The organism is Pseudomonas sp. H1h, assembly GCF_000633255.1.
GTDB lineage: Bacteria > Pseudomonadota > Gammaproteobacteria > Pseudomonadales > Pseudomonadaceae > Aquipseudomonas.
Genome location: NZ_AYMJ01000002.1, coordinates 231,163 through 237,508, shown reverse-complemented (window position 1 = coordinate 237,508; position 6,346 = coordinate 231,163). Strand labels below are relative to the sequence as shown.

6 protein-coding genes and 1 pseudogene are annotated in these 6,346 nt (G+C 56.4%); 1 reads left to right on the top strand and 6 read right to left on the bottom strand.

Features of this window, described 5'->3' with window-relative positions; translation table 11 throughout:
- Window positions 1-237, top strand: a pseudogene (locus U862_RS30975) (hypothetical protein); the annotation flags it as partial.
- Between the two features lie 122 nt (window positions 238-359).
- On the opposite strand, the gene msrQ reads toward U862_RS30975, so the two are convergent.
- The 6 genes from msrQ to U862_RS0101905 form a co-directional block, all read right to left on the bottom strand.
- On the bottom strand, window positions 360-971 hold the full coding sequence (gene msrQ / locus U862_RS0101930; RefSeq protein ID WP_025108846.1) for a protein-methionine-sulfoxide reductase heme-binding subunit MsrQ: 612 nt from the start codon (window positions 969-971) through the stop codon (window positions 360-362).
- Entirely contained in the window at window positions 971-1,984 is a 1,014-nt protein-coding gene (msrP, locus tag U862_RS0101925; RefSeq protein ID WP_025108845.1) for a protein-methionine-sulfoxide reductase catalytic subunit MsrP, read from the bottom strand. Before msrP ends, msrQ begins: the two co-directional genes overlap by 1 nt.
- A gap of 63 nt (window positions 1,985-2,047) precedes the next feature.
- Window positions 2,048-2,905 carry a CDP-diacylglycerol--serine O-phosphatidyltransferase gene (gene pssA, locus U862_RS0101920; protein WP_025108844.1) on the bottom strand — a complete coding sequence of 286 codons (858 nt, stop codon included), beginning with the start codon at window positions 2,903-2,905 and terminating at the stop codon, window positions 2,048-2,050.
- 148 nt (window positions 2,906-3,053) lie between these two features.
- Window positions 3,054-4,070: a ketol-acid reductoisomerase gene (ilvC, locus tag U862_RS0101915; protein ID WP_003228216.1), complete on the bottom strand. Its 1,017-nt coding sequence runs from the start codon at window positions 4,068-4,070 to the stop codon at window positions 3,054-3,056.
- A 48-nt stretch (window positions 4,071-4,118) separates the two neighbouring features.
- Window positions 4,119-4,610, bottom strand: a complete 492-nt coding sequence (gene ilvN, locus U862_RS0101910) for an acetolactate synthase small subunit (protein ID WP_003205610.1) — start codon at window positions 4,608-4,610, stop codon at window positions 4,119-4,121.
- 2 nt (window positions 4,611-4,612) lie between these two features.
- Window positions 4,613-6,337 carry an acetolactate synthase 3 large subunit gene (locus tag U862_RS0101905; RefSeq protein ID WP_025108843.1) on the bottom strand — a complete coding sequence of 575 codons (1,725 nt, stop codon included), beginning with the start codon at window positions 6,335-6,337 and terminating at the stop codon, window positions 4,613-4,615.
- Window positions 6,338-6,346 lie beyond the last annotated feature (9 nt).

The following is a 6,346-nucleotide window of genomic DNA, read 5'->3' as shown; positions in this document are numbered from 1 at the left end:
CGCATTCTACAGCAGCCTCACTTGCTGTCAAGTGATTATTTTCAGAAGTTTTCGAAGATTTCTTCAACAACTTCAACCACTTGCGCTTCCGATCTCTCGTTAGCGGGAGGCGAATTCTACAGCGTTACTCGCTATTGTCAACACCCTTTTTTCACCGCTTTCGACCGAGAAGATCGAACCGTTAAAAGCGCCAGACATGCCGACATTTTCAACTCCTCCCAGGCTTCGATGAACTGAAGCAAGCCGCTGTCGAAAACTGCGTAACTCTTTGAATTTCAAGGAGTTTTACGTTTCGACTGCGCCGGAAGTGGGGCGAATTATAGACCTCCAGAATCTGCCGTCAACCGTTAATTTCAGTTTTATTGCAAAACCTGCTTTTTAGCCGACAATCGCCGGATTCGTCGTGCAACCATAGGTACACGCAGCAGTAAAAGCACTGCACCTATAAAGGCATAGATCGTCCACTCCTTAAGGTCTGCACGCACGATCCACAGCATGTGCAGTAATCCCAGGCCCAGAATCACGTAAGCCAACCGATGCAACTTCTTCCAGCGCACACCCAAACGACGCTGACTGTAGCGATTGGACGTTACCGCCAACGCCAACAAGCTGAGAAAACCCAGCGTGCCAACAATAATGTACGGACGCTTACGCAGCTCCACGCCCAACTGAGACCAGTCGAAGCCCAGAATAAATGCCATATAGCTGCACAAGTGCAAAACCACATAAGCAAAACACCACAATCCCAACTGACGGCGAACAGCAATCCACCCCGCCCACCCCGTCAACTTCTGCAGAGGCGTCATGGCCAATGTAATCAACAGCAGCACCAATGTCCCCAACCCCAGCCGATCGACCAGCACTTTGCCAGGATCGGGACCGAGCAAATCCGCGAACGCCTGATAGAACCAAAGCAATGGCCAGATCGCCGCCACGATGAAAACACCTACACGCCAGTATGGATATCGCATCAGTAGTTCTTCCGCAGATCGAGCCCTGTATATAAAGAAGCCACTTCATCGGAATAACCATTGAACATCCGGGTATCGCGCACATTCGGCTTAAACAAGCTGTTGGGCAGCCGACGCTCCCGCGCCTGAGTCCAGCGCGGGTGATCCACAGTCGGGTTAACGTTGGCATAGAAGCCGTACTCATCCGCCGCGATGCTCTGCCAGGTTGTCTTCGGCTGCTCGCTAACCAGACTGATACGCACAATGGATTTGACACTTTTGAACCCGTACTTCCACGGCACTACCAAGCGTAACGGCGCACCGTTCTGATTTGGCAATTCGCGGCCATACATGCCAACGGCCAGAATCGTCAAGGGGTTCATCGCCTCGTCCAGGCGCAAGCCTTCTACATATGGCCAGTCAATCAAGGCAAAACCAGACCGCTGACCGGGCATGCTCTTGGGATCCTGCAGGGTCTCAAAACGAATGTACTTGGCGTTAGAGGTCGGTTCGACCTGCTTGAGCAGCGCAGAGATCGGAAAACCGATCCACGGAATAACCATCGACCAGGCCTCAACGCAGCGAAGGCGATAGATACGCTCCTCCAACTGGTACGGTTTCATGAAGTCTTCCAGCGCATAGCGTCCGGGCTTCCCCACCTCCCCGTCCACCACCACGCTCCACGGCTCGGTTTTCAGCGAACCGGCATTGGCTGCCGGATCGCCCTTGTCGGTACCGAACTCATAGAAGTTGTTGTAGTGGGTCGCGTCTTTGTAAGGCGTGATCGCCTCATCCTTGACGTTGACTGCGCCCCACTTGGTGGAAGGCAGCTTTTCTTTAAACCAGGCAGGCGCCTTGCCCGACTCGACGTCGGCGTAGCGCGCCGTATCTTCTGCGACAGCCCAACGCGGCATGCTGCTCACGGCGATGCCGGTCGCAGTAGCTCCGAGCAATTGTCGACGAGAAAGATAAATGGATTCAGGCGTGACATCCGACTCATGGCAGTCGGACGCTTTGGGGATTTTGATCAGCATGGCAACTCCGCAGCTTTGGAGGACAGATGCACCCATAGACTGCGGAGTATGCGGGAAATTACATCACTCGGCGTTTTTGTGACGACGAAGACGCAACAGGTATTGCACCGGGCCGGAAGCGGCGTAAGCGAGGAACACCAGCAGCAGAATTCGCGGTGGATCACTGAAGACCACAGCGAACACCAGCACCACTGCAAGGATCGCCACGAAAGGCACACGGCCCTTCAAATCCAGTTCCTTGAAGCTGTTGTACTTGATGTTGCTGACCATCAGCATGCCGGCAGCCGCCACCATCAAGGCGACCAGGAACGACATCTTAGAACCCTGGATTCCGTAGTCGCTGAACGCCCAGACAATCCCCGCCACCACGCCTGCAGCCGCCGGGCTGGCCAGACCGATGAAGTAGCGCTTGTCAGCTGTACCGACCTGAGTGTTGAAACGCGCCAGACGCAACGCCGCACCGGCCACATAGATGAAGGCGACCATCCAGCCGACCTTACCCATGTCGCCCAGCGCCCAGCCGAAGGCCAGCAGCGCCGGCGCCACACCAAAGGCAACCATGTCGGAGAGCGAGTCATACTCGGCACCGAATGCGCTTTGCGTATTAGTCATGCGCGCGACACGGCCATCGAGACCGTCGAGCACCATGGCGACGAAAATCGCGATCGCGGCGAAGGCGAAATACTTGCTCGCGTTGGTAGCGTCCCCGGCGCTCAAGGCAGCCTGGGCACTCATCGAGTTGATGATGGAATAAAACCCTGCAAACAGGTTCGCAGTGGTGAACAGGTTCGGCAGCAGATAGATACCACGATGCCGGACTTTACGACCTTCTGCGTCGTGCCCTTCCTCGACGTGTTCATCGATGGGCAGCAGGCTTTCGGCGTCAGAAGCCTGGTTCGGCTCTTCGGGACGTTCGCTCATGGACATTACCTTGCAACGTATTTGGAAAGTTTCGACAGGTGTCTGGGACGACGGTTCGGCCACAAACGCTGCAGCTTTATACCAGAAGCGCCGGCTCAAACGAAAAAACGCGGCCGAGGCCGCGTTTTTTCATACAAGGAACGACGACTTAGTTTTTGGCTTTGTCGACGATCTTGTTGGCACCGATCCACGGCATCATGGAGCGCAGTTGCTCGCCGATGATCTCGATACCGTGAGCGGCGTTGTTACGACGCTTGGCGGTCATCGAAGGGTAGCCGGTTGCGCCTTCGCTGATGAACATTTTGGCGTATTCGCCGTCCTGAATACGTTTCAGGGCATTGCGCATGGCCTGACGCGATTCGGCGTTGATCACTTCCGGACCGGTCACGTACTCGCCGTATTCGGCGTTGTTGGAGATCGAGTAGTTCATGTTGGCGATACCGCCTTCGTACATGAGGTCAACGATCAGTTTCAGTTCGTGGAGGCACTCGAAGTAAGCCATTTCCGGCGCGTAGCCAGCTTCAACCAGGGTTTCGAAACCGGCTTTGACCAGCTCAACGGTACCGCCGCACAGTACGGCTTGCTCGCCGAACAGGTCAGTTTCAGTCTCGTCCTTGAAGGTGGTTTCGATGATGCCGGTACGACCGCCACCCACGCCAGCTGCGTAGGACAGGGCTACGTTTTTGGCGTTGCCCGAAGCGTCCTGATAGATCGCGATCAGGTCAGGAATACCGCCGCCTTTCACGAACTCGGAACGAACGGTGTGGCCCGGGGCTTTCGGCGCGATCATGATCACGTCGAGGTCGGCACGCGGCACAACCTGGTTATAGTGGATCGCGAAGCCGTGGGAGAAGGCCAGAGTGGCGCCCTTCTTGATGTTCGGCTCGATTTCGTTCTTGTACAGGGAAGACTGGAACTCGTCCGGGGTCAGGATCATGACCAGGTCGGCAGCAGCAACAGCGGAAGCAACGTCAGTTACTTTCAGGCCATGAGCTTCAGCTTTGGCAACGGTCGCCGAACCTTTACGCAGACCGACGGTAACGTCGACACCGGAGTCTTTCAGGTTGCACGCTTGGGCGTGGCCCTGGGAGCCGTAACCGATGATGGCAACTTTCTTGCCCTGGATGATCGACAGGTCGCAGTCTTTATCGTAGAAAACTTTCATGAATTTCCCCTATATATCCAGGCCGTTCAGGCCATTCGCTAATTTGGTTTAGATGCTGAGTACTTTGTCGCCGCGGGCAATGCCGGTCACGCCGCTGCGGACGGTTTCCAGAATCGATGCGGTGCCGATGGACTGAATGAAGCTGTCGAGCTTGTCGCTGGTACCGGTCAATTGAACGGTATACACGCTGGCACTGACATCGACGATCTGTCCACGGTAAATATCGGTGGTGCGTTTGATCTCGGCGCGCTGGGCGCCAGTGGCCTTGACCTTGACCAGCATCAGCTCGCGCTCGATGTGAGCGCTTTCCGACAGGTCCACCAGCTTGACCACTTCGATCAGCTTGTTCAGGTTTTTGGTGATCTGCTCGATGATTTCATCGTGGCCAACGGTGGTCAGCGTCAGACGCGACAGGGTCGGGTCTTCGGTCGGGGCCACGGTCAGGCTTTCGATGTTGTAGTTGCGCTGCGAGAACAGGCCGACTACGCGAGACAGAGCGCCGGGTTCGTTTTCCAGAAGCAGGGAAATAATGTGCCGCATGATTAAGTACGCTCCGTCTTGCTCAGCCACATATCGCGCATGGAGCCGTCTTTGATCTGCATCGGATAGACGTGCTCGCTGGTATCGACCGAAATATCGATCACCACCAGACGATCTTTCATGGCGAACGCTTCTTCCATCTTCGACTTCAAATCTTTCGAATCGGTGATGCGCACGCCGACGTGACCGTAGGCTTCAGCCAGTTTGACGAAGTCAGGCAGCGACTCCATATAAGAGTGCGAGTGACGACTGCCGTAGCTCATGTCCTGCCACTGACGAACCATCCCCAGAACGCCGTTGTTCAGGATGACGATTTTCACTGGCAAGCCGTATTGCAGGCAGGTCGACAGCTCCTGAATGTTCATCTGGATGCTGCCTTCGCCGGTGACGCAGGCAACGTCGTCATCCGGGAAGCTCAACTTGATGCCCATGGCCGCCGGAAAACCGAAGCCCATGGTGCCCAGACCGCCGGAGTTGATCCAGCGATTCGGCTTGTTGAACGTGTAGTACTGCGCAGCGAACATCTGGTGCTGGCCCACGTCGGAAGTGATGAAGGCATCGCCCTTGGTCACTTCGCACAGGGTCTCGATCACGGTCTGCGGCTTGATCAGGCTGCCGTCGCCCTTTTCATAAGGGAACAGGCCGCGATCACCGCGCCATTCATCGACTTGCTTCCACCAACTGGCAACGGACTCCTTGTTCGGGGTCTCGCCGATTTCCTTGAGGATCGCGACCATTTCGGTCAGGACGCTCTCCACCGGGCCAACGATTGGCACGTCGGCCTTGATGGTCTTGGAGATCGAAGCAGGGTCGATGTCGATGTGGATGATCTTGGCGTTCGGGCAGAACTTTGCCGCGCCGTTGATCACACGGTCATCGAAACGCGCGCCGACAGCCAGGATCACGTCGGCATGGTGCATCGCCAGGTTGGCGGTGTAGCTGCCGTGCATGCCGAGCATGCCGATGAACTGACGGTCGGTGCCTGGGAAACCGCCCAGGCCCATCAAGGTGTTGGTCACTGGCAGGTTGAGCATTTTTGCCAGTTCGGTCAGCGGGGCGGAACCATTGCCGAGGATCACGCCACCACCGGAGTACATGACCGGACGCTTGGCCGCCAGGAGCATTTCTGCCGCCTTGCGGATTTGCCCGGAGTGACCGCGAACGGCCGGGCTGTAGGAGCGCAGCTTGGCTTTTTTCGGGAAGACGTATTCGAACTTCTCGGCCGGGTTGGTCATGTCTTTCGGGATATCGACCACGACCGGGCCCGGACGACCGGATTGCGCCAGGTAGAACGCCTTCTTCATGACTTCCGGGATTTCCGAGGCGTGCTTGATCATGAAGCTGTGCTTCACGATCGGCCGGGAGATACCGATCATGTCGGTTTCCTGGAACGCGTCGGTGCCGACCATGGTGCTTGGCACCTGACCGGAAATGATCACCATAGGAATCGAATCCATATAGGCGGTGGCGATACCGGTGATGGCGTTTGTGGCGCCTGGACCGGAAGTCACCAATACCACGCCGGCTTTACCGGTGGCACGGGCGTAGCCGTCAGCCATATGGGTAGCCGCTTGTTCGTGACGAACCAGGATGTGGGTCACTTCCGGTTCTTTGAACAGGGCATCGTAAACATGAAGGAGAGCACCACCCGGGTACCCGTAGATATATTTGACGCCTTCGTCACGCAAGAAGCGGACGAGCATCTCACCGCCAGATAAAAGCTCCACGTTGTTCAC

Coding starts and splice junctions, on each gene's coding strand:
- msrQ (WP_025108846.1), bottom strand. CDS start 971: ATGCGATATCCATACTGGCGTGTAGGTGTTTTCATCGTGGCGGCGATC.
- msrP (WP_025108845.1), bottom strand. CDS start 1,984: ATGCTGATCAAAATCCCCAAAGCGTCCGACTGCCATGAGTCGGATGTC.
- pssA (WP_025108844.1), bottom strand. CDS start 2,905: ATGAGCGAACGTCCCGAAGAGCCGAACCAGGCTTCTGACGCCGAAAGC.
- ilvC (WP_003228216.1), bottom strand. CDS start 4,070: ATGAAAGTTTTCTACGATAAAGACTGCGACCTGTCGATCATCCAGGGC.
- ilvN (WP_003205610.1), bottom strand. CDS start 4,610: ATGCGGCACATTATTTCCCTGCTTCTGGAAAACGAACCCGGCGCTCTG.